Origin of the sequence: Phenylobacterium sp. (genome assembly GCF_036495085.1) — a bacterium.
GTDB lineage: Bacteria > Pseudomonadota > Alphaproteobacteria > Caulobacterales > Caulobacteraceae > Phenylobacterium.
Genome location: NZ_DASXNL010000101.1, coordinates 28,246 through 47,546 on the forward strand (window position 1 = coordinate 28,246; position 19,301 = coordinate 47,546).

Below are 19,301 nucleotides of genomic sequence, written 5' to 3' on the forward strand. Positions count from 1 at the left end.
ACACCGCCCGACCCTGACCAGGAGACCCGACCATGACCTTCCGCGCGCCCGTCAGGGACCTGGCCTTCGCACTCTCGAGCGTGGGCCACGACGCGCTGATCGCGCGGGCTTATCCAGACCTCGACACCGGCACGGTGGCTGCGGTCCTTGAAGCCGCCGGCGCCTTTGCGACCGATGTGCTGGCGCCGCTGAACCGCAAGGGCGACACCGAGGGTGCGCGCTACGAAAACGGCAAGGTCACTGCGGCTCCAGGCTTCGCCGATGCTTACAAGGCGTTCGTGGATGGCGGCTGGAACTCGCTGAGCGCCGATCCGGACTTCGGGGGGCAGGGCCTTTCCAAGGCCATGGAACTGGCGGTCTTCGAGATGGTCCACGCCGCGAACATGGCCTTTGGCCTCTGCCCTATGCTGACCCAGGGCGCCATAGAGGCGCTGGCGATGCACGGCACCGAACGCCAGAAGCGCCTGGTGTTGCCAAAACTGGTCTCCGGCGAGTGGACGGGGGCCATGTGCCTGACCGAGCCGCAGGCCGGCTCCGATCTTGCAGCGCTCACCGCCATGGCCAAGCCTGACGGCGCCGGCGGCTACCAGCTTTCCGGCCAGAAGATCTTCATCACCTGGGGCGACCACGACGCTGCCGACAACATCTGCCACCTGATCATCGCCCGCACGCCAGACGCGCCGCCCGGCGTGAAGGGCATCAGCCTGTTCCTGGCGTCCAAATTCCAGGTGAAAGACGACGGCAGCCTTGGCCCGCGCAACGATTTCCGGCCGGCTTCCATCGAGCACAAGCTGGGGATCCACGGCTCGCCGACCTGCGTCATGCTCTATGAGGGCGCGCAGGCCGAGCTGGTGGGAGAACTGGGCCAGGGCTTGCCACATATGTTCATCATGATGAACGCCGCGCGACTGCAGGTCGGTGTTCAGGGCGTCGCCATCGCTGAGCGCGCCTTCCAGCAGGCGCTGGCCTTCGCACAGGAGCGCAAGCAGGGCCGCACGACCTGGGACGCTGACGGGACGATCTACGGCCATCCCGACGTACGCCGAATGCTGATCCTGATGAAGGCCAAGACCGAAGCGGCCCGCGCCATATGCCTGACGACCGGCGTGTTGGCCGACATCGCCCGCCTGGCCGACAGCGAGGAGGAACGCGCCGCGGCTCGCGCGCGCCAGGAACTCTTGACCCCCATCGCCAAGGCCTGGTCCACCGACATTGGTGTCGAAGTGGCCTCGCTCGGCGTGCAGGTGCACGGCGGCATGGGCTTTATCGAGGAGACCGGCGCAGCGCAGCACTATCGCGACGCCCGCATCGCCCCCATCTACGAGGGCACCAACGGCATCCAGGCCATCGACCTCGTCGGCCGCAAGGTGGCGATGGAGGATGGCAGGGTCATGGGCGGCCTTTGCGCGGAACTGGCCCTGACCGCCGAGAGCCTGACCGAGATCCCTGAACTGGCGTTGGTAGGACGGCGGCTGGCGGCCGGGGTCGCAGCCCTGGAGCGGGCCACCGAGTGGCTGCTGGCCAACCGCGGCGCGCCAAGCCTTGCGGCCGCCACGCCCTACCTGAAGCTCGCCGGCGACGTGATCGGCGGGGCGATGCTGGGCCGCCAGGCGCTGGCAGCCGCCGGCTCGGATGACCCTTGGCTCAAGGGCAAGGCGGCGCTCGCCAGGGTCTACGCGGGCCAGGTCCTGGCGCAGGCTGGTGGCCTTGCCGATGGCCTGATGGACGGCGCCGACGACCTAGAGGCTACACCCGCCGCGGCGCTGGCGTCTTAGGTCCTTCCGCTCCAGGACAGGCGTCGCCTCAAGCCGCCTGCAGCTCAGGCAGATCGTGCAGGGCCGGGTCGAGGCCGGCTCCCATCAGGTCGATGAAGTTGTCGCGGAAGAACCGACGCCGCGCGGTCTCCGAGGCGCCTTGCAGGCTGTCGTTGAATCTCTTGAGCGGGTTGCGGCCGCCCTCCACGTGGGGGAAGTCCGACGAGAACAGGCACATCTCCTCGCCGGAGTTCTCAATGATCCAGCGCGTGTCCTCATGCGGATAGGGCGTTGCGCGGAATTGGCGGCGCAGGATCTGGCTGGGCCTGGCCGACAGCTTTTGCAGCCGTTCTTCCTTGCCGAACGCCGCAACGCCGGAATCCAGAAAATGCATCAGGCTGGGCAACCATGAAGCGCCTAACTCGATTGCGCCCCACTTCAGGCGTGGGAAGCGGTCGAACACACCGTCGATGATGAGCGCCGAAAGCGTCTGCCAGAGGCTGAGCGGGATCGCCATAAAAGTCAGCGACGTGAAGTTCTCATCACCGCCGTGGAAATCCTTCACGAAGGGCAGGCCATTCTCCAGGTAGTCCCTGGCCATCTTCTCTTCGCCGCCCACGTGGAAGAGCACGGGCACCCCGGCCTCCTGCGCGAGCGCCCATAAGGGGTCGAGTTCCACATGGCTGGGTGAGAAGCCCGGCGGATGGCGTGACGGGATCACCAGGGCCTTGGCGCCCAGCGCCAGCGCCTCACGCGCGATCTGCGGCGCACGCGCCCGATCGATCAGAGGCACATAGCCGGTGGCCAGCAGGCGCCGGTCGACCGAGCAGAACTCGGTCATCATACGATTGTGGGCGCGCGCCGTTTCGACGGCCAGTTCCACCTCGCCCATCTGCTCAAGCCCGAAGTTGGAGAGGCAGGCGGTCGTGAACACCAGCTGGCTTGCGAAGCCGAGGTGGTCGAGTGTCGCCGGCCGGTCCTGGGCTTTGAAGGCGCCCAGGGCTTCGTAGTTCTTGCGCAGCAGGATGTTGGCCTCGGCTCCGGCGCGAAACTCCGGGTCCTCCTGCTGGGCGGCGGCCTTGGCGAACCACTCGGGCAGCACGTCCTTGCGCCCGGTCTTGGCCACGAAGGCGTCGCGGAATTTGGGGTCAATATAGCGATTGATCGTGCCCGGCAGCTCCATCACATGGCTGTCGGCGTCGTGGATGGTTTGGCCCTCGACGTACGGCATGCGAAATCCTCCCGGTATGGCTGGCCCTATTTCGCGCCCCGAGACCTTGCGCCGTCAAGCCGAGGTGTTCACCGCACCCTCAGACCAGGCGGCGCGGATGCTGATCGGGTGGACGTTGACGATGGATGGCGTCGGCGGGCGCATCGTCGAGACCGAGGCCTACCACTTCGAGGACCCGGCCTCGCACAGCTTCGCGGGCCCGACGGCCCGCAACGGGGTGATGTTCGGCCCGCCGGGCGTGGTCTACGTCTACCGCTCCTACGGCATCCACTGGTGCATGAACCTGGTCTGCGGGCCGCAGCCCGGCAGCGCGGTTCTGCTCCGCGCAATCGAACCCACGGTGGGGATCGACCTGATGATCGTCCGCCGCGGCGTGGACGACCTGCGCCGGCTCTGCTCCGGGCCGGGGCGGCTCTGTGAAGCCCTGAGCGTGACGAGAAAACAGAACGGCCTTCGCGTGGACGAGGCGCCGTTCGCATTGGAGCCGGGCCCGGCGACCGAGGTCGTCGTGGGCCCGCGGATCGGGATCAGCAAGGCGGTCGATGTCCCTTGGCGGTTCGGAGAAGCCGGATCGCGCTTCGTGAGCAAACCGTTCCCGCGGTGAGCCGCAGGAGCTACCTCCAGCGCAGCAATCGCGATCCCAGGAGTGCGCCCAGACCCGCCACGAGCGCCATGCCCAGCGTATACCAGACCGCCAGGAACGGGGCGGCGGTCTCGTCGCAGGCAAAGGCGTAGATCGCAGCTCCGAGTCCGCCGGCGCAGCCTCCGGCGACCAACCCTGCCAGCAGAAGGCGGGTGGGCGCGAGGCCCCGCACCGCCCAGACCGCTCCTGCCAGCAGGGGCAGGCCGATCACCAGGATGCGCCACGGGCAAAGCATCGAGGTGTGACCCATCAAGAGATCGTGGTGAGCTTCCGGCGGAGCGCTGGCCATCCGGTAGAGGGCCATCGCCGCGACGAGCGCCAGCGGCGCGGCGGCGACCAGGACCAAGCCACCCGTGCGGACGGCCGGTCTCGCCAATCGTGCGAGGACCGCAGCCAAGGCAAGGCCGGTAAGGGCCGCATAGCCGAACTTCATCCAGAACATCGGCGTCGAAACCGCCTGCGCCAGGTCTGGGCGAACGCCGAGCCAGGCCAGCATGATCGCCGTTGCGCCCAAGGCGCCGCCGGCCAGCCCAAGGGCGATGCGCCGCGCCACGGCGCCCGGCGCCACAGGCGCGAGGTCGCCCGCCAGACTGTGGATGAGGTCATCAGTCTTCATCGCGCCCGGCGCCTCCGTACTTGCCGCCCAGCGCCTTCAGGCCCCGATGGACGGCGACCTTCACAGCCGACTCGCTCATGCCGTGCTTCTGGGCCGCCTCGCGGGTCGAGAGACCTTCAAGCTTCACATCGCGGATCAAATCCCGGGTCCTGGGCGGCAACTCGGCCATCACGCGTTCCAGATCACGGCTGGCCATCGCGGCCTCCGCGCCCGCCGTGACGAACAGCGCCTCGGCCGCCTCTGCCGGCGCGCGAAGATGAGCACGGCCGCGGCGCAGCGCATCGATCAGCTTGTAGCGTGCAATCGCATAGGCCCAGGCGGTGAAGGGCTGCCCCGCATCGTAGGTCGCACGACGGGTGTGCACGGCGATCAGGGTTTCTTGCACGAGGTCCTCCGCATCCACACCCGGCGGAACGCGACGGCGGTAGTAGGCGCGCAGCAACCCCGAGAGTTCGTCCAACAGCCGGCGGTAGGGCCCGGCCTCCCCGGCAAGGCCGGCGAGCATCAAGCTGCGCAGTCTGGGTTCGATCTCGTCCAACGCCGCCTTTGTGGAATTCGGTTCGCGCGCACGAAAGGTTACAGGCTAGCCTCACGTAACCGAACTGCGTTTTCGGTCGAACCTGTCATCGAACCCCCTCGGAGATGACAATGAAGCAGCTGATAGCATGCAGCCTGGCGGCTCTCGCCCTTGCCGCGCCGGCCTTCGCTCAGCCGGCTGGGCCGGTGCAGGTCGTGGAGCTTTTCACCAGCCAGGGCTGCTCATCCTGCCCGCCGGCGAACGCAGCGGTGGCCCAGCTCTCCGCCCGCCCGGAGATCCTGGCGTTGTCCTTCGGCGTCACTTACTGGGACCAGCTTGGCTGGAAGGACACCTTCGCGCAGAAGAAATTCACGGATCGCCAATGGGACTACGCCAAGGGCCTGCGCCACGACAACGTCGGCACCCCGCAGGTGGTGATCAACGGTCGGCTGGACGTCGTCGGCCGGCGGGTTTCCGAGATCGAGGCCGCGCTTCGGAGCGCACGCTTGGCCGGCGACGGCGCGGCAGTCACCTTTACGACGACCGGCGCGATCGTCACGGGCGCCGCGCCGCGCCACGCCGCCGACGTCTGGCTTGTCCGCTATGACCCCAACATCGTGCAGGTGCCGGTCAAGCGCGGCGAGAACACCGGCAAGACCCTGCCGCATAAGAACGTCGTGCGTGAACTGACCCGCCTCGGCGAATGGTCCGGCGGACCGAAGACCTACGCTGTGGCGCCCGCCCCGACCGGACTGAAGAGCGCCATCCTGGTCCAGGCCGGGCCGGGCGGCCCGATCTTGGCGGCGGCCAAAAGCTAGGCCCTACGCGGGATCGACGAGCAGCGGCGAGCGCCCACTCGCCCCGCCAGGGCCCCTGCCGACCTGCTCGAGGCCCCGCGGCTTGAGGGCCGGCGGGGCCTTGCCGCCGTCTAGAGTTGCGCCAACAGATAATCCGCCGCCGAAACGCGGAATTCGCCACCCTCTTCGATGTTCAGCTCCTTCACGACGCCGTCGTCGACGATCATCGAATAGCGCTGCGAACGCTTGCCCATGCCGAAGCGCGAAGCGTCGAAAGCCAGGCCGACCGCATCGGTGAAGGCTGCGCCGCCATCCGCCAGCATGACGATGTCCTCGCCGACCGCCTGGTCCTCGGCCCAGGCGCGCATGACGAAGGCGTCGTTGACCGACAGGCAGGCGATGACGTCGACGCCCTTGGACTTGATGTCGCCGGCAAGCTGCTTGAAGCCAGGCAGGTGCTTGGCCGAACAGGTCGGGGTGAAGGCGCCCGGGAGCGCGAACAGCGCCACCTTCCGGCCTTTGAAGAACTCGTCGGTTGTGATCGGCTTCGGACCCTCGGCGGTGGCCTGGGTGAGCGTGACGCTGGGCAGCTTGTCGCCGACTTTGATGGTCATGGGTCCTCGTCCTCTGACGTTAAGCTTCGGGAGATAGCCTCATCTTCGCGCAGGGCAAGCCGACAATGGCGCCTTGGCGGCGAAGGCCTCTTGAAAGCGCCTCGTCCGAAGCCGAATGTCGAGACGATGGAAGGCGGATTCTTCTGCGGCCGGCTCTTGATCGCCATGCCGGGCATTGGCGACCCACGCTTCGAGCGCGCGGTTATTCTGATCTGCGCCCATGACGAAGAGCACGCCATGGGGTTGGCGCTGAACCGGCCCATTGAAGGCCTCACAGTGCCCCAACTGCTCGAGAAGCTGGACATCAGATCGACCATCACCCTGCCCCCGGACCTCGTCCTTATGGGGGGGCCGGTGGAACGCGAGCGGGGCTTCGTGCTGCACACCGCCGACTACAAAGGCGAGCACACCCTGGGCGTCGGCGAGGACGTGGCGCTCACCGCAACCCGCGAGGTTCTCGAGGCCATGGCCAACCAGACCGGACAACCGCGGCGCGCATTGCTCGCGTTGGGCTATGCCGGGTGGGGCGCCGGCCAGCTCGAGGACGAGATCAAGCAAAACGTCTGGTTGACCTGCGAAGCCGACGAGGCGCTCATCTTCGGCGATCGGCACGAGCTGAAGTGGGGCCGCGCCTTGGGCAAGCTCGGCGTCGATCCGGAGCGACTGGGGGCCGCCGCCGGAAGAGCCTAACCGCGCGAACCCCTGGCTTTCACAGGGGCGGCGCCATCCACGTAGCTTTCGTTGAGATAGACTTCGGCTTCCTGAGCCGAGAGCGCCGGCGCATAGCCGAAGCCTTGGCCATAATCGCAACCTAGCGCCAGTAGCTGGCGGGCCATCCCGGCGTTCTCGACTCCTTCGGCGACGACCTCCAGCGCCAGGTCCTGACCAAGCTTCACCACTGAGGAAACGATCTTCAGCGAGCCATCGTTGGTGGCCATCGTGCGCACGAAGTATCGGTCGATCTTCAGCGTGTCGAAAGGCAGGCGTGTCAAATAAGACAGCGACGAAAAGCCGGTGCCGAAGTCGTCGAGCGCCAGCGCAGCGCCAGCAGCGCGCAGCTCGTGCAAGACCACCGCGGCCCGCTCGGGATCGCGCATGACGTCGCTCTCGGTAACCTCAAGCTTCAGCGCCCCCGGCGGCAAGCCGGTTTCACGCCGGATGGCGGCGACATCGGCCACGAGGTCCGGCCGATCGATCTCGCCGGTGGAGAGGTTGACCGCGATGGTGAGCTCACCGGCCGCCCTGTGCTTCGTTCGCCAGACGGAGAGCTGTTTGGCGGCGTCGCGCATCATCATCGCGCCAAGTTCCTGCATCAGGCCCATCTCTTCGCAGAGCGTCAGGAAGGCGTCGGGCATCAGCAGGCCGCGACGCGGGTGGCGCCAGCGCACCAGGGCCTCGAAACCGGAAAGCGCTCCGGTGGATAGGCGCACGATGGGTTGGTAGAAGGCCGCAAGTTCGCCGCGCCCAAGCGCGCCCTTCAGATCACCTTCCAACGCCAGGCGTGAGAGACCATCACTCTCGAGGCCGCGTGCATAGGCGGCGGCGCCGCCGCGGCCATGGCTCTTTGCGGATTCCACCGCAAGCTCCGCCCGGCGCAGCAGCTCGGCGGCTTCCGGCGCGTCGGAACCGCCGTCGGCCTCCACCGCGCCAATCGAGAGCGTTGGGTGGATATCGAAGCCGGCGACCCTGAGCGGCTGCTCCAGAGCCCGGCGCAGCATTTCTGCACGGGGCGAGGCGCCGGCCGGGGCCATCGCGGCGAATTCGTCCTCGCCGATGCGCGCCAGGACGGCGTCCGGCGGAAATGCGGCGGCCAGGCGCGAACCAAGCGCGGCAAGCACCAAATCGGCCCGCTCGTGTCCGAGCGCTTCGTTCAAGCGGCGCAGGCGGTCGAGGTCAGCGACGATCAGCTCGTAGCGGCCGGCGACCTGCAGCTGTTCGCGGGCCCGGATGATGAAGCTGCGACGATCCAGCAATCCCGTCAGCAGGTCCTGGTCGGAGGCCGCGAAGCGGGTCTCCGGCGCAACCACGCCGGCGGCGCGGCATCCCTCCTCAAGCCACACGCCCCGCCAGATGGAGATGCCTGCGCCGCGCATGCGAAGCCTCACGGCGACGTCGGTTCCCGGTTCCTGGACACGCAGGATGTCCTCGGCGTAGGCCCGATCCTGCGGCAGAGCCAGCGCGCGCAACGCGGCCGAGGAGCAATCGGGGGCCAACGGGCCAAGGCCGAGGGCTCGTGTCGCCCCGGTGAGCCGCATACGATCACGTTCCGGCTCCCAGACCCATAGGGCGACATCTGCCGCGCCCAACGCCTCAAGAGTTGAGGTGGCGTCCCACATCCAACGGTCGTTCGGCATCGCCAAAGGAAGATCGGTCCCGCAAACTTAAGCGTCGGATCAGACCGACACGCCTTCGTCCGGACCCTCTGGCCTCTTGAACGGCGAGGTCAATCCGAACAGCACATGATCTCGCCAAGCGCCGTTAATTTTCAGATAAGCCTTAGCGAAGCCTTCCTCGTCGAAGCCGGCTTTCACCAACAATCGGCGCGAAGGCAGGTTCTCTGGAATGCAGGCGGCCTCCAGGCGGTGAAGGCCGAGGCTCCGAAAGGCGAAGTCGCTGAGCGCACGCACAGCCGCCAGCGTATGGCCGTGGCGCGCGAAGGGCTTGCCGCACCAGTAGCCGACTGAACCCATCTGGGCGACGCCCCGTCGGATGTTGGACAGAGTGATGCCGCCTGTCAGGGCCCCATCGCCGTTGCGGAACACGAACAACGGATAGGCCGCGCCGGCGTCGCGGTCGCGGGCATAGGCCACCAGTCGCCTGCGGTAGGCCGCGCGGCTCAGGTCGTCGGCCGGCCAGGTGGGCTCCCAGGGCTGGAGGAAGGCGCGGCTCACCGCCCTCAGTTCGCGCCACTCCGCGTAGTCCGAGGCTCTTGGCGGCCGCAGGCTGACGCCTTCGCCCTCTACGCGAAGGCCGCTCTCCGGCGCGATCCAGTCCAGCAGGGCCATGAGCGAAGGTCGCGCAATTGCTCCTCGCCCGCAAGGCGAGCCCGATCCGGGCTTTGATAGACCAGTTTACATTATAGACTAGTTGATATACGAAGCTGCCGCTTGCGGCGCCGGGGCCGCTAGCCAATGGAGGGAGTGCGATGACCGCCGCCCCTGCGACTGACCTGGCGTCAGAGCGCCTGCACGGGCTCGATGCCGTGAGGGGCTATGCCCTGCTGGTCGGGATCGTCTACCACGCCACCATGTCGTTCCTGCCGGGACGGCCGATCTGGGTGGTCGAAGACACGCACAGAAGCCTGCTGCTGTCTGGCCTCTTCTTCCTCTCACACACCTTCCGGATGACCACCTTCTTCCTGATCGCCGGCTTCTTCGCGCACATGATGGTCGAAAAGCGCGGAGTGAAGGGCTTCGTGAAGGACCGCGCCAAGCGGATCTTGGTCCCGCTCCTGGTCGGCTGGCCGATCATCTTCGCAGCGATCATCGCAGCCAGCGTCTACGGCGCCTACGTGATGACCGGCCATATCCCCAAGCCGCCGCCTCCGAACCCGCAGGCGCCTGCGCTGGCCTTCCCGCTGACCCACCTGTGGTTCCTCTACCTCCTGCTCATCCTCTACGGGCTCACCCTGGGATGTCGCGCCCTCGTGCTTCGACTGGACAGGAGCGGCCGGTTCCGCAGGCGTGCCGACGCCGCCCTGGCGAGCATCGTGGAAAGCCCCCTGGCGCCGCTCGCCCTGGCCGTCCCATCCACCCTCGCCCTTTCGTTCGTCGGCCCATGGGCGAAATGGTTCGGTGTGCCGACCCCCGACAACTCTCTCCTCCCCAATATCCCGGCGCTGGTCTCGTACTTCACCGCCTTCGGGTTCGGCTGGCTGCTGCATCGCCAGCCCGGCCTGATCAACAGCTGGACACGGCGCTGGCCGCTGAACCTGGCGTTGGCGTTGGGCTTCACCGCGCTCTGCCTGTCCATGGCAGGCGTGGCCCCGCTGATGGCGCTGGAGCCGCTCGGGCCGCAACGCACGCTCTTCGCTGGCGTCTACAGCCTCGCGACCTGGACCTGGACCTTCGCTGTCGTCGGCATGGCGCTTCGCTTCCTTTCGAACCATAGCCCCGTGCGGCGCTACATCGCCGACTCGTCGTACTGGCTATACTTGATCCACTTGCCGATCGTGATGGCTCTGCAGGCTGCGGTGGCCAAACTCGACTGGCCGGCGGAGGTGAAGATCCTGCTCGTCCTCGGGGTGGCCTTTCCGCTGATGTTCGCCAGCTATCAGTTCCTCGTGCGCCGCAGCTTCGTCGGCGCGATCCTGAATGGTCGGCGCGCGCCGAAGGCCGCCGCCGAGGCTCCGCCGCAGCTTGCGCCCCTCGCCCGGGAGACCTTCCAATGAACCTTGAAGAAGCCCGCGACGATCTCGCCTTCATGCGCGCCCTGGTGTCGACCACCGAAGACTCGCAACTGACCTTCGGTGAAACCTACCTGGCGTGCGGCCTTTGCTACGGCGGTCAGATGGTGATGCACGGCCTCCAGTTCCTGGGCTGGGCGCCGAGCGAGGGGCAGGGCGCCTTGTTGATCGGCTTCGGGCCCACGGCAGTGTTCGTGGCCCTGCTGATCTGGATCCTCACTCGGCGGCGGGTCGCCCAGGCGCCCACCGCCGTTAACCGGGCCGTCGCAGCGGTGTTCGGGTCCGTCGGCCTCGCCAACCTTGTGATGATCCTGATTTTCGGCCTCCAGGCTTGGCGCCAGCAGAGCCTGCTTATCTGGCTGATCTACCCATGCGTTGTGATGGTGCTGCAGGGCATGGCGTGGATGGTGGCCGCTTCCCTGAGGCGCAAGGGGTGGATGGGCGGCGTCGCGCTCGGGTTCTTCCTCACCGGCGTCGGCATGGCCTTCGCCCTTCAGAACCTCCGCGCCTACGTCGTCATCGCCGGCATAGGAATGCTCGCCTTCATGGCGGCGCCTGGCGGCCTGATGATCTTGCAGGCGCGCCGGAGCGCGCGAACTTGACCAGCTACGACATCGGCAAGATTGACGATGTCATCCACGGGCGCCTGCGCCTGGGGGTGATGGCTTATCTGGTCAACGTCGAGGTTGCCGACTTCAACGAGCTGAAGACCCTCCTCGACGTCACTCAGGGCAACCTGTCAGTCCAACTGCGCAAGCTCGAGGACGCCAACTACGTGACGATCGAAAAGGGCTATCTGGGACGAAAGCCGCGCACCCGGGTCCGCATGACGGCGACGGGACGCAAGGCCTTCGCGGTCTACCTGGAAGCGCTGGGCAAGCTGATCGGGCCGCAGAACTAGCCGAACAGCGACCGCTCGAATGCAGGCGCAGCCTTCAGCGCCGCCTTCGGTCCAAGGACCGCCACGGCCGCGCGCTTGTGGGCCAGGATCTGCTCCGTCAGGGAAACCAGATGGGAAGGCGTCACCGCATCGACCTCTGCGGCCACCTCGACGGGATCAAGCGTATGGCCGAACAGCAGCACCTGCCCCGCGGCCTGCTCGGCGCGGGCGAGCGCACCTTCGCGGCCCATGAACATGGCTCCTTTGAGCTGGGCCTTTGCGCGGGAGAGCTCGGCCTCGCCGACAGGCTTCAACATGCCGGCGATCTCTCCGGCAGCCACCCGCGCCAGTTCGGCCGCGTCGCCGGCCGCACAGCCGGCGAAGACCCCGAGAACGCCTGCGTCGGCATAGGTCTCCGAATAGGCGTCGATTGCGTAGGCCAGTCCCCGGTTCTCGCGCGCCTCTTGGAACAACCGCGAGGCCATGCCGCCGCCGAGCACCTCGGCCAACAGCCTGAGCGAAAAATAAGCCGGATCCATCACCCCTACGGCGGGCAGCAGCAGCACGAGGTTGGCTTGTTCGAGTTTCTTGGCGAGAGGCCGCTGGCCGCCGACAAAGCGCGCGGGAGCCTGCGCCTCCGGCGCCGCGCCGTCGTCGCTTGCGTGTCCGAAGTCGCGCTCCACGAGCCGCAGCAGTTCGTTCTCGTCCACCGCCCCGGCAGCGCTGACCACGAGCGTCTTGGGCCCGTAGAGGCTGGCCCGCCAGGCGCCGAGCGCTTGCGGGGTCGTCGTCGCGATTGATTGCGGGGTGCCCAGGATCGGACGTCCCAGCGGCTGGCCCTCGAAGGCTGCGGTCTGGGCCAGCTCGAAGACCAGGTCGTCGGGCGCATCAGCCGCCTCGGCGATCTCTTGGCCCACCACCTGCTTTTCGCGCTCAAGGTCCGCCTCATCCAGGGCCGGACGCTGAACCAGATCGGCGAGCACAGCAGAACCAAGATCGAGTCCGCCGGCGAGGGCGCGCACCTGGAAGCTCGTCCGCTCATAGCCGGTGGCGGCGTTGATGTTGCCGCCCTGCGCCTCGATCACCTCGACGATCTGGCGGGCCGAGCGGGCGCCGGCCCCCTTGAAGACCATGTGTTCCAGAAGGTGCGACCAGCCCGAGCGCAACTCGTCTTCCGCCCGCGCGCCGCGCCCGGCCACGACCGAAAGCGCCACGGTTTGAAGGCCCGGCATCGGATCACAGACCACGCGGACACCATTCGCCAACGTATGGAGCCCGGGCTTGGCGAGCAGAGGGCCGGTGACCGGGGGCTTGGCGGCAGGCGACGAAATGGGCCTCAAGCCTCCGCGAAAGCCTGGACGTAGGCCTTGATGGTCTCGGCTTCCGCAGGCAGCCGATCGAAGCGTTCGGCGCGGCTGGCCAGACCTTCGACGCCGCGCGGCAGCTCCGGGGTGACGCCGCAGGCCTCGGCCACCGCCTCGGGAAACTTCGCCGCGTGCGCCGTAGACATCACGACGACCGGGGAATCGAGACCGCCGGCGCTGCGCAGGCCCGCGACCGCCACGGCCGTGTGCGGATCGATCAGCTCGCCGGTTTCCCTGAGGGTCGCGACGATGCTTGCCCCCGTGTCGACCTCGCTCACCGAGACGCCGCGGAACAGCTCGCGCATGCCCGCGAAGGCTTGCGGGGGCACCTCGATGGTTCCGCTTTCGGCGAATGCGTTGAAGGCGCGGGCGGTTTCAACGGGTTCGCGACCCACGCCCTCGAAATAGAGTCGTTCGAAGTTCGAGGCCGACTGGATGTCCATGGCCGGCGACATGGTGGGATGCACCTTGCCGCGCGTGTATCGGCCGGTCTCGAAGGTGCGCGCCAGGATATCGTTCGAATTTGTGGCGACCAGAATCCTGCCTACGGGCAGGCCCATCCGGTGGGCGACGTAGCCTGCGAAGGCGTCGCCGAAGTTGCCGGAGGGCACGCAGAACGAGACCTTCCGCGCCGGCGCGCCAAGCGCCGCGGCCGTCGTGAAATAGTAGACCGCCTGCGCCGCAATCCGCGCGAAGTTGATGGAGTTGACACCTGAAAGGTCCACCGCCTGGCGCAGGTTCTTGTCCTGGAAGGCCTGCTTCACGATTGCCTGGCAGTCGTCGAAAGAGCCTTTCACCGCCACGCAGGCGACATTGGCCTCAACCGCTGTCGTCATGAACCGCCGTTGCACCTCGGAGATGCGGCCCTCCGGAAAGAGCGCCACGACCTTCACGTTCTTGCGTCCGCGGAACGCCTCGACGGCAGCCCCGCCGGTGTCGCCGGAGGTGGCGCAAAGGATCGTCTGGGTTCGCCGCTGCGCACCCAGCAAGTGATCGTAGAGGCGAGCCAGGATCTGCATGGCCACGTCCTTGAAGGCGAGACTTGGCCCGTGGAACAGCTCAGCCATGAACACGCCGGGATAAAGCTGGGTCATCGGCGCGACCGCGGCATGAGTGAAGGTCGCATAGGCGTCGCAGCACATCTGCGTAAGGTCGGCGGGCGCGATCTCGCCGTCGGCGAAGGCGCCGATCACCCGGGCGGCGACGTCGGCGTAGGCCATGTCGCTGAAGCCTGCGATCTCGTCGGGGGAGATCTGCGGCCAGGTCTCGGGCACATAGAGGCCGCCATCGGGCGCAAGCCCGCCCAGCACGGCGTCGACAAAGCCGACCGAGGGCGCCTGCCCCCGGGTGGAGACGTACCGCATCAGGCTCTCATCCTTTTGAAGAGAGCGGCGGCATAGACGCCGGCCAGGGCCCCGGCAAGACCGAACCACGTAAGCGCATATTCCAGGTGCCGGTTGGGGATGTCCGTCGGAACGGGCGCCGGGACCAGCGCCTTGAACTCTGGGCTGGTCACCGTCTCGGCCATCAGGAAATAGGGCGCAGGCGCGGGCGCATGCAGTTGCCGGGCCATGCCGAGGGCATCGCGCAGAAACCAGCGCTCAGGCCGGCTCGGCGGCGTGAAGAGGTTGCCGCGCTCGGGCCTGCGCAAGATCCCCGTGACGGTCATCGGGGCTTTCGAAGCTGGATCGACGGGCGGGCGCGCCGTGACCGTGTCCGGCACGAAGCCGCGATCGACCAGCACGGTGTGATAGCGCGCGCTCGTCACGTCGCAGCGTGAGATGAGGCGGGCTCCGGCCTCACCGTCGATGATCCCGTACATCTCGACGAAGGGGGCGGCCGCCAGGCCCGGGCAGTTCGCCGTCACGCGGGTGAAGTCGGTGTCGCGCCCAGCGCTGAGCGCATCCAGCACAGGCTCGATCGGTCGCGCCGGCGCCGACTGCAGGGCGGCGATGCGGGTCAGCAGGCCCTCTTTCCATTTCAGGCGTTGGAGCTGCCAGACACCCAGGCCGATCAGGATCGCGAACGCGATAAGGGTGGCGATTGTCAGGCCAAGCGGAAAGCCGCGCGACTGAGGCCTGGCCGTCCGGGGCTCGATCTGCGGCTCCCAGGCCTCAGTCATGGCGAGCTTGGCTGGCCTTGTTCATGAACTGGGCGGCCAGCATCAGCCCCTTCATGGGCCGCAGCAGCACCAGCACGATAACCAGGGTCATCGGCAGCCAGATGCCGAGCGTCACCCAGACCGGTGGATTGAAGGCCACCATCGTGAAAAGCGCACCGAAGGCCACGAACACGCCCGCGATCAGGATTACGAACACCGCCGGCCCATCGCCGGAGTCGGCGGCCGCCAGATCGAAGCCGCAGGCCTCGCAAGCCGGCGACACCTTCAGGAAGCCCTCGAAGAGATGGCCCTCTCCGCAGTTGGGGCAGCGCCCGGCCGCGCCCGAGAGCAGAGGATTGGGCTTACTCATCAACCGCCGCCGTTCGCTCCGAAGATCACGTAGATGAAGGCGAACAGGAACAGCCATACGACGTCGACGAAGTGCCAGTACCAGGCGGCCGCCTCGAAGCCGAAGTGCTTTTGCGGCGTGAAGCCGCCACCCAGCAGCCGCGCCAGGCAGACGCTCAGGAAGATCGTTCCGATCAGCACGTGGAAGCCGTGGAAGCCCGTGGCCATGAAGAAGGACGAGCCGTAGAGCCCGGCGTTCGCCGCCTCAGGGGAGAAGAAGTACTTGTGCTCGATGATGTGGCTGTACTCGTAGGCCTGGATCGACGTGAAGAGGATGCCCAGGCAGATCGTCAGCAAGAGGCCGATCTTCGCGCCCTTTCGATCGCCCACCTGCAGAGCATGGTGCGCCCAGGTCACCGTGGTGCCGGAGAGCAGCAGGGTGAGCGTGTTGACCAAGGGCAACTGGAAGGCCGGCACTGTCTCGACGCCATGCGGCGGCCAGTTGGCCCAGGCGGTTCTCACGTCTTCGATCGCGGACTGCGTCCGTACGTGATGGAAGAGCGCCATCTCGAAGAAGATCCAGAACCACGCGACGAAGAACATCACCTCCGAGGCGATGAACAGGATCATCCCGTAGCGCAGGCCGATCGACACCACCGGCGTGTGGTCGCCCTTGTTGGCTTCCAGAACCACATCACGCCACCAGACGATCATTGTGAAAAGCACGCCGGCGAGGCCAGCGAAGAACAACCAAGCCGTATGCTGCGGCAGGCCGAACATCCCCTTCATCCAGGTGACGCCGCCCAGCGCCATCACCGTCGCGGATATCGAGCCGACCAGGGGCCATGGCGACGGATTGACCAGGTGGTAGTCGTGCTTCACGCCTTCGGCCATCTTCGTCCTTAGTCCCTCACAAATCCACGCGGCCGAGCCTTGCGGGACTCATCCGCGCGGAAGACCGGTTCGCGTGACGCTATAGCCCTGCCGCGCCGCCTCCGCCAAGGGGAAAGGGGGAGGCTACGGCGCCGTTAAACCATTCAATTTCAGAACTCGACCTGCGCCGCCGATATTTAGCTTCGCCATCAGCGATCGAACGCCGCGCCGGCCGCTGCGCTCGGGGCTAACCAGCCCTTCGCGGCGTTGCGGCCGCCGTCGCCGTCTGGGGCTTCACGTCCGTAGCCGGAAAGAAGGTGTAGGACAGCGTCACGACCTTGCCGTTCTTGGTTTCGAAGTCCTGGGCGTATTTCGGGTCGATGAAATAGAGCACGGGCATCTCCACCGTGGCGCCGGCGGCCACAGTCTGGTCGGAGAAGCAGAAGCAGGACAACTTGCGGAAATAGACGGCGGCCTGGTCCGGCGAGACGTTGAACACGGCGCGCGCCGTCACCGGATGGTCGGCATGGTTCGTGACCTTGAACGTCGCGACAGAGGTTTCGCCGATCTTGACGGTCTGCGACGTCTGCTCGGAGGCGAAGTCCCAGGGCAAGCCCCGGACATTGGTGTCGAAATGGATTTCCAGGGTCTGGTCCAGCACCGTGGCCGGCTTGGTTTCGGCCTTGCGCACGGTGCCGCCGTAGCCGGTCACCTGGCAGAAGGCGCGATAGAGCGGCACCGAAGCGTAGGCCGCCCCGACCATGCCGACGATCACCGCGCCGCAGATGAGCGCGACGCCGCCGTTGCGGCCTAGCCTGGCCTTCGGCCGGAGATCAGAAGGGCCGGTTTGCGACATTGGCGCCCAGGCGAACGAGGGTGACGACGAAGACCAGGATCACGAAGAGCACCAGGCCGAGCGCCAGCGCGATGTTGCGGCCACGGCGCGCCTTGGCCTCGACGTCGGTTTCACGGGCGGGATCGCTCATCGCAGAAGCTCCAGCGGCTTGATGCCAATCAGGTGTTCGACCAGCAGGGTGGCGAAGAGCAGGGAGAGGTAGAGAATCGAGAAAGCGAAGAGGTTGCGCGCGTCCTTGGCGCCGGCGCGCACGTCGTACAGGCCATCGTCGTTGCGCTGCGCGCCCACCTCGCCGGCCCGGCTGCGGAACAGTCGGAAAGCCAGGAGCACGAAGACCAACCCGCCCAGAGCCGCCACCCCCAGATAGACCGGGCCGCCGAGGCCGGTGAAGGCCGGGACAATGCAGATCGGCGTGAACAGCAGGCTGTAGATCAGGATTTGGCGGCGCGTGGAGGATGGCCCGGCGACCAGCGGCATCATTGGGACGCCGGCCTTCTTGTAGTCCTCGCTGGTGTAGAGCGAGAGCGCCCAGAAATGCGGCGGCGTCCACATGAAGATGATCGCGCAGAGCAGCCAGGCGTTGAGCGGAGTCGAGTTGCTGGCCGCCGCCCAGCCGATCACCGGCGGCAGGGCGCCGGCCAGGCCGCCGATGACGATGTTCTGCGCCGTCCAGCGCTTCAGCCACATCGTGTAGACGACCGCATAGAAGAAGATGGTGAAGGCGAGCAGGCCTGCGGCCAGCCAGTTCAGCGCCATGCCCATCAGCATGACCGAGAACAGTGAAAGCACCACGCCGAGCGCCAGCGCGTCGGCGCCCTGCACCCTGCCCGCCGGCCCCGGCCGGCCGCGCGTGCGCCGCATCTTGGCGTCGATGTCGGCGTCGTACCACATGTTCAGGGCGCCCGACGCGCCGGCGCCCACGGCGATGCAGAGGATCGCCACTGCGCCCAGGATCGGGTTCACCGGGTGATCGGCGCTGACCAGGCCTGTCAACCCGGTGAACACCACCAGCGACATCACGCGCGGCTTCAGAAGTTGCACGAAGTCCTGCCAACGGGCAGGCGCTCGGGCGGTGGTGGAGAGGGCCGGAGACATGGCCATGAGACACTACTCTTAAATGGTAGAGGGGCGCGAACCCTGCGATCCGCGCCCCTTGGGTCGTGTTTGGTGAAGCCGGACCTTAGTGGGTTTCGGCCTGCACCACCGGCAGTTCGTTGAACTGGTGGAACGGCGGCGGCGAGGAGAGCGTCCATTCCAGGGTCGTGGCGCCTTCGCCCCAGGGATTGGCCTCGGCCTTGCGGCGGAAGATCATCGCGTCGAGCAGGACAACGAGGAACACCCCGACGCCGACCAGCGTAATGACATAGCCGATCGAGGAGACCTTGTTCCAGAAGGCGAAGCCCTCCGGATAGTCCACATAGCGTCGCGGCATCCCCTGCAGGCCCAGGAAGTGCTGCGGGAAGAAGATGACGTTCACCCCGACGAAGGTGATCCAGAAGTGCAGCGTGCCCAGCCACTCCCGGTACTTCACGCCCCACATCTTCTCGAACCAGTAGTAGAAGCCGGCAAAGATCGCGAACACGGCGCCCAGGCTCAGGACGTAGTGGAAGTGGGCCACCACGTAGTAGGTGTCCTGGAATTGGTAGTCGACGCCGGCGTTGGCCAGGACCACACCGGTGACGCCGCCCAGGGTGAACAGGAAGATGAAGCCGATCGCCCACAGCATGGGCGTCTTGAAATCGATCGACCCACCCCACATCGTGGCGATCCAGCTGAACACCTTGATGCCTGTGGGCACCGCGATGACCATCGTCGCTGCGACGAAATAGGCCGTCAGGTTCACGTTCATACCGGTCGTGAACATGTGATGCGCCCAGACCAGGAAGCCGATGAAACCGATCGCCACCATGGCGTAGGCCATGGCCAGGTAGCCGAACACCGGCTTCCTCGAGAAGGTCGACACGATGTGGCTGATCATCCCGAACCCCGGCAGGATCAGGATGTAGACCTCCGGGTGCCCGAAGAACCAGAACAGGTGCTGGTACATCACCGGGTCGCCGCCGCCGGCCGCATCGAAGAAGTGCGTGTGGAAGTTACGATCGGTGAGCAGCATGGTGATCGCACCCGCCAACACCGGCAGCGAGAGCAGCAGCAGGAACACCGTCACCAGGATCGACCAGACGAACAACGGCATGCGGTGCAGCGTCATGCCCGGCGCCCGCATGTTGAAGATGGTGGTGATGAAGTTGATGGCGCCCAGGATCGAGCTGGCGCCGGCCAGGTGCAGCGACAGGATCGCGCA

22 protein-coding genes are annotated in these 19,301 nt (G+C 66.9%); 7 read left to right on the forward strand and 15 right to left on the reverse strand.

The genetic code is table 11. From position 1 onward, the window contains the following. The first annotated feature begins 32 nt into the window (after window positions 1-32). Window positions 33-1,775, forward strand: a complete 1,743-nt coding sequence (locus VGI62_RS12180) for an acyl-CoA dehydrogenase (protein ID WP_331504762.1) — start codon at window positions 33-35, stop codon at window positions 1,773-1,775. Between the two features lie 28 nt (window positions 1,776-1,803). On the opposite strand, the gene VGI62_RS12185 is transcribed toward VGI62_RS12180, so the two are convergent. Then, complete coding sequence (locus VGI62_RS12185) at window positions 1,804-2,985, reverse strand: amidohydrolase family protein (RefSeq protein WP_331504763.1); 1,182 nt, start codon at window positions 2,983-2,985, stop codon at window positions 1,804-1,806. 46 nt (window positions 2,986-3,031) lie between these two features. Here VGI62_RS12185 and VGI62_RS12190 point away from each other — a divergent pair, with 46 nt between their 5' ends. After that, window positions 3,032-3,589: a DNA-3-methyladenine glycosylase gene (locus VGI62_RS12190; protein WP_331504764.1), complete on the forward strand. Its 558-nt coding sequence runs from the start codon at window positions 3,032-3,034 to the stop codon at window positions 3,587-3,589. 10 nt (window positions 3,590-3,599) lie between these two features. Here VGI62_RS12190 and VGI62_RS12195 read toward each other — a convergent pair whose 3' ends face one another. After that, a complete protein-coding gene (locus VGI62_RS12195) occupies window positions 3,600-4,244 on the reverse strand; it encodes a DUF1109 domain-containing protein (protein WP_331504765.1) in 645 nt (214 codons plus the stop codon). Beyond that, the gene (locus tag VGI62_RS12200; protein WP_331504766.1) at window positions 4,234-4,782 is read right to left on the reverse strand and encodes a sigma-70 family RNA polymerase sigma factor; all 549 of its coding nucleotides are present in this window, start codon (window positions 4,780-4,782) and stop codon (window positions 4,234-4,236) included. The genes VGI62_RS12195 and VGI62_RS12200 overlap by 11 nt, the downstream gene beginning before the upstream one ends. A 110-nt stretch (window positions 4,783-4,892) precedes the next feature. Here VGI62_RS12200 and VGI62_RS12205 point away from each other — a divergent pair, with 110 nt between their 5' ends. Further along, entirely contained in the window at window positions 4,893-5,579 is a 687-nt protein-coding gene (locus VGI62_RS12205; protein WP_331504767.1) for a DUF1223 domain-containing protein, read from the forward strand. A 110-nt stretch (window positions 5,580-5,689) separates the two neighbouring features. On the opposite strand, the gene VGI62_RS12210 is transcribed toward VGI62_RS12205, so the two are convergent. Next, the gene (locus tag VGI62_RS12210; RefSeq protein WP_331504768.1) at window positions 5,690-6,172 is read right to left on the reverse strand and encodes a peroxiredoxin; all 483 of its coding nucleotides are present in this window, start codon (window positions 6,170-6,172) and stop codon (window positions 5,690-5,692) included. 126 nt (window positions 6,173-6,298) lie between these two features. On the opposite strand from VGI62_RS12210, the gene VGI62_RS12215 reads away from it, so the two are divergent. Then, window positions 6,299-6,862 (forward strand): YqgE/AlgH family protein, encoded by a 564-nt coding sequence (locus tag VGI62_RS12215; RefSeq protein WP_331504783.1) that lies wholly within the window; start codon window positions 6,299-6,301, stop codon window positions 6,860-6,862. Here the strand turns inward: VGI62_RS12215 and VGI62_RS12220 are convergent. Beyond that, window positions 6,859-8,526 (reverse strand): bifunctional diguanylate cyclase/phosphodiesterase, encoded by a 1,668-nt coding sequence (locus VGI62_RS12220; RefSeq protein ID WP_331504769.1) that lies wholly within the window; start codon window positions 8,524-8,526, stop codon window positions 6,859-6,861. The two genes, VGI62_RS12215 and VGI62_RS12220, sit on opposite strands and share 4 nt — an antisense overlap. Window positions 8,527-8,565: 39 nt before the next feature. Beyond that, window positions 8,566-9,177 carry a GNAT family protein gene (locus VGI62_RS12225; RefSeq protein WP_331504770.1) on the reverse strand — a complete coding sequence of 204 codons (612 nt, stop codon included), beginning with the start codon at window positions 9,175-9,177 and terminating at the stop codon, window positions 8,566-8,568. 140 nt (window positions 9,178-9,317) lie between these two features. Here VGI62_RS12225 and VGI62_RS12230 point away from each other — a divergent pair, with 140 nt between their 5' ends. The 3 genes from VGI62_RS12230 to VGI62_RS12240 are packed head-to-tail and all read left to right on the forward strand — an operon-like array spanning window position 9,318 to window position 11,478. Then, window positions 9,318-10,562 (forward strand): acyltransferase family protein, encoded by a 1,245-nt coding sequence (locus VGI62_RS12230; RefSeq protein WP_331504771.1) that lies wholly within the window; start codon window positions 9,318-9,320, stop codon window positions 10,560-10,562. Beyond that, window positions 10,559-11,179, forward strand: coding sequence for a hypothetical protein (locus VGI62_RS12235; protein WP_331504772.1), 621 nt, complete (start codon window positions 10,559-10,561; stop codon window positions 11,177-11,179). The genes VGI62_RS12230 and VGI62_RS12235 overlap by 4 nt, the downstream gene beginning before the upstream one ends. Next, window positions 11,176-11,478 carry a transcriptional regulator gene (locus VGI62_RS12240; protein WP_331504773.1) on the forward strand — a complete coding sequence of 101 codons (303 nt, stop codon included), beginning with the start codon at window positions 11,176-11,178 and terminating at the stop codon, window positions 11,476-11,478. Before VGI62_RS12235 ends, VGI62_RS12240 begins: the two co-directional genes overlap by 4 nt. Here the strand turns inward: VGI62_RS12240 and VGI62_RS12245 are convergent. The 9 genes from VGI62_RS12245 to VGI62_RS12285 form a co-directional block, all read right to left on the reverse strand. After that, window positions 11,475-12,689, reverse strand: a complete 1,215-nt coding sequence (locus VGI62_RS12245) for a pitrilysin family protein (protein WP_331504784.1) — start codon at window positions 12,687-12,689, stop codon at window positions 11,475-11,477. The two genes, VGI62_RS12240 and VGI62_RS12245, sit on opposite strands and share 4 nt — an antisense overlap. A gap of 104 nt (window positions 12,690-12,793) precedes the next feature. Further along, window positions 12,794-14,185, reverse strand: coding sequence for a threonine synthase (thrC, locus tag VGI62_RS12250; RefSeq protein WP_331504774.1), 1,392 nt, complete (start codon window positions 14,183-14,185; stop codon window positions 12,794-12,796). After that, a complete protein-coding gene (locus VGI62_RS12255; RefSeq protein WP_331504775.1) occupies window positions 14,185-14,943 on the reverse strand; it encodes an SURF1 family protein in 759 nt (252 codons plus the stop codon). Before VGI62_RS12255 ends, thrC begins: the two co-directional genes overlap by 1 nt. Beyond that, a complete protein-coding gene (locus VGI62_RS12260; protein ID WP_331504776.1) occupies window positions 14,936-15,292 on the reverse strand; it encodes a DUF983 domain-containing protein in 357 nt (118 codons plus the stop codon). The genes VGI62_RS12255 and VGI62_RS12260 overlap by 8 nt, the downstream gene beginning before the upstream one ends. Further along, window positions 15,292-16,164, reverse strand: coding sequence for a cytochrome c oxidase subunit 3 (locus tag VGI62_RS12265; RefSeq protein ID WP_331504777.1), 873 nt, complete (start codon window positions 16,162-16,164; stop codon window positions 15,292-15,294). The genes VGI62_RS12260 and VGI62_RS12265 overlap by 1 nt, the downstream gene beginning before the upstream one ends. 226 nt (window positions 16,165-16,390) lie before the next feature. Next, the gene (locus tag VGI62_RS12270; RefSeq protein WP_331504778.1) at window positions 16,391-16,999 is read right to left on the reverse strand and encodes a cytochrome c oxidase assembly protein; all 609 of its coding nucleotides are present in this window, start codon (window positions 16,997-16,999) and stop codon (window positions 16,391-16,393) included. After that, the gene (locus VGI62_RS12275; RefSeq protein WP_331504779.1) at window positions 16,977-17,129 is read right to left on the reverse strand and encodes a hypothetical protein; all 153 of its coding nucleotides are present in this window, start codon (window positions 17,127-17,129) and stop codon (window positions 16,977-16,979) included. Before VGI62_RS12275 ends, VGI62_RS12270 begins: the two co-directional genes overlap by 23 nt. Next, entirely contained in the window at window positions 17,126-18,100 is a 975-nt protein-coding gene (cyoE, locus tag VGI62_RS12280) for a heme o synthase (RefSeq protein WP_331504780.1), read from the reverse strand. Before cyoE ends, VGI62_RS12275 begins: the two co-directional genes overlap by 4 nt. 79 nt (window positions 18,101-18,179) lie before the next feature. Beyond that, window positions 18,180-19,301 (reverse strand): cbb3-type cytochrome c oxidase subunit I (locus tag VGI62_RS12285; RefSeq protein ID WP_331504781.1); only part of this gene is annotated, 1,122 nt, incomplete at its 5' end.

Bases quoted from the DNA above. Each gene is read 5' to 3' on its own strand.
- VGI62_RS12180 (WP_331504762.1), top strand. From the start codon at position 33: ATGACCTTCCGCGCGCCCGTCAGGGACCTGGCCTTCGCACTCTCGAGC.
- VGI62_RS12185 (WP_331504763.1), bottom strand. From the start codon at position 2,985: ATGCCGTACGTCGAGGGCCAAACCATCCACGACGCCGACAGCCATGTG.
- VGI62_RS12195 (WP_331504765.1), bottom strand. From the start codon at position 4,244: ATGAAGACTGATGACCTCATCCACAGTCTGGCGGGCGACCTCGCGCCT.
- VGI62_RS12205 (WP_331504767.1), top strand. From the start codon at position 4,893: ATGAAGCAGCTGATAGCATGCAGCCTGGCGGCTCTCGCCCTTGCCGCG.
- VGI62_RS12210 (WP_331504768.1), bottom strand. From the start codon at position 6,172: ATGACCATCAAAGTCGGCGACAAGCTGCCCAGCGTCACGCTCACCCAG.
- VGI62_RS12215 (WP_331504783.1), top strand. From the start codon at position 6,299: ATGGAAGGCGGATTCTTCTGCGGCCGGCTCTTGATCGCCATGCCGGGC.
- VGI62_RS12220 (WP_331504769.1), bottom strand. From the start codon at position 8,526: ATGCCGAACGACCGTTGGATGTGGGACGCCACCTCAACTCTTGAGGCG.
- VGI62_RS12225 (WP_331504770.1), bottom strand. From the start codon at position 9,177: ATGGCCCTGCTGGACTGGATCGCGCCGGAGAGCGGCCTTCGCGTAGAG.
- VGI62_RS12230 (WP_331504771.1), top strand. From the start codon at position 9,318: ATGACCGCCGCCCCTGCGACTGACCTGGCGTCAGAGCGCCTGCACGGG.
- VGI62_RS12235 (WP_331504772.1), top strand. From the start codon at position 10,559: ATGAACCTTGAAGAAGCCCGCGACGATCTCGCCTTCATGCGCGCCCTG.
- VGI62_RS12245 (WP_331504784.1), bottom strand. From the start codon at position 12,689: ATGCCGGGCCTTCAAACCGTGGCGCTTTCGGTCGTGGCCGGGCGCGGC.
- thrC (WP_331504774.1), bottom strand. From the start codon at position 14,185: ATGCGGTACGTCTCCACCCGGGGGCAGGCGCCCTCGGTCGGCTTTGTC.
- VGI62_RS12255 (WP_331504775.1), bottom strand. From the start codon at position 14,943: ATGACTGAGGCCTGGGAGCCGCAGATCGAGCCCCGGACGGCCAGGCCT.
- VGI62_RS12260 (WP_331504776.1), bottom strand. From the start codon at position 15,292: ATGAGTAAGCCCAATCCTCTGCTCTCGGGCGCGGCCGGGCGCTGCCCC.
- VGI62_RS12265 (WP_331504777.1), bottom strand. From the start codon at position 16,164: ATGGCCGAAGGCGTGAAGCACGACTACCACCTGGTCAATCCGTCGCCA.
- VGI62_RS12270 (WP_331504778.1), bottom strand. From the start codon at position 16,999: ATGTCGCAAACCGGCCCTTCTGATCTCCGGCCGAAGGCCAGGCTAGGC.
- VGI62_RS12275 (WP_331504779.1), bottom strand. From the start codon at position 17,129: ATGAGCGATCCCGCCCGTGAAACCGACGTCGAGGCCAAGGCGCGCCGT.
- cyoE (WP_331504780.1), bottom strand. From the start codon at position 18,100: ATGGCCATGTCTCCGGCCCTCTCCACCACCGCCCGAGCGCCTGCCCGT.